This is a genomic window from Flavobacterium supellecticarium (assembly GCF_004801375.1).
Taxonomy (GTDB): Bacteria; Bacteroidota; Bacteroidia; order Flavobacteriales; family Flavobacteriaceae; genus Flavobacterium; species Flavobacterium supellecticarium.
Map to the genome: position 1 here is coordinate 1 of NZ_SSNZ01000021.1, position 903 is coordinate 903.

The 903-nt window shown below is 43.2% G+C and carries 1 protein-coding gene and 1 pseudogene; both read left to right on the top strand.

Translation table 11 applies throughout. The features are described from left to right. On the top strand, positions 1-489 hold a 489-nt coding region (locus tag E6C50_RS17485; RefSeq protein WP_136404538.1), incomplete at its 5' end, for a PorP/SprF family type IX secretion system membrane protein. Positions 490-508: 19 nt separating this feature from the next. Continuing rightward, positions 509-903 (top strand): annotated as a pseudogene (locus tag E6C50_RS17490) (tetratricopeptide repeat protein); the annotation flags it as partial.

Genomic DNA, 903 nt, shown 5'->3' on the forward strand with positions numbered 1-903 from the left:
TTTGCCGAGAACACCAGCCGAACGTTTTTTAACGCCGGAGCGGGATTGTTCTACTACACCAACAAATACTACTTAGCCGCTTCGGTACCGAACATGTTAAAGTCGACGTATTTGGATTATAACGGACGTAAATTCGGAAGCGATACCCAACACTATTTTGTAACGGGGGGATATGTATTCGATTTAAGCGAGAATGCAAAATTCAAACCGTTCTTTATGGTGAAGTCGGCCTTCGATGCGCCAACTTCGTTTGATGTATCGACCAACTTCCTTTTTTATGACAAATTCGAAATCGGAGCTACTTACCGTCTTGACGATTCCTTCGGAGCGATGGTAAATTATGCCATTTCGCCGAGCCTTCGTATCGGATATGCCTACGACCATATCGTATCCGATTTAAAAGTAACCACACCTTCTTCGCACGAAGTCATCTTGTTATTTGATGTTAACTTCTCTAAGAAAGTGTCCCGATCTCCGAGATATTTCTAATATAAAAGCGACCTAAGACATGAAGAATTTATATATCACTTTAAGTTTTGTGATCGCCAGTTCGACACTATCGGCACAAAACAAAGACACCCAAAGCGCCGACAAACTCTACAACAGATTTGAGTATGTCGATGCTGCCAATGCCTACCTGAAGCTGGTAGACAAAGGCAAAGCGGACGGATACGTATACAAGCAACTGGCCGACAGTTACTACAACGTATTCAATGCTGCCGAAGCCTCCAAATGGTACGCTAAGGCAATCAGCGAAAAACACGATGATGCCGAGACCTATTACCGTTATGCCCAGATGTTAAAAGCACAGGGTAAATATGACGAAGCCAACAAACAAATGCAGAAGTTTGCGAGTATGGCTCCGAATGATCAACGTGCTATTGCCTTTAAACAAAACCCGAA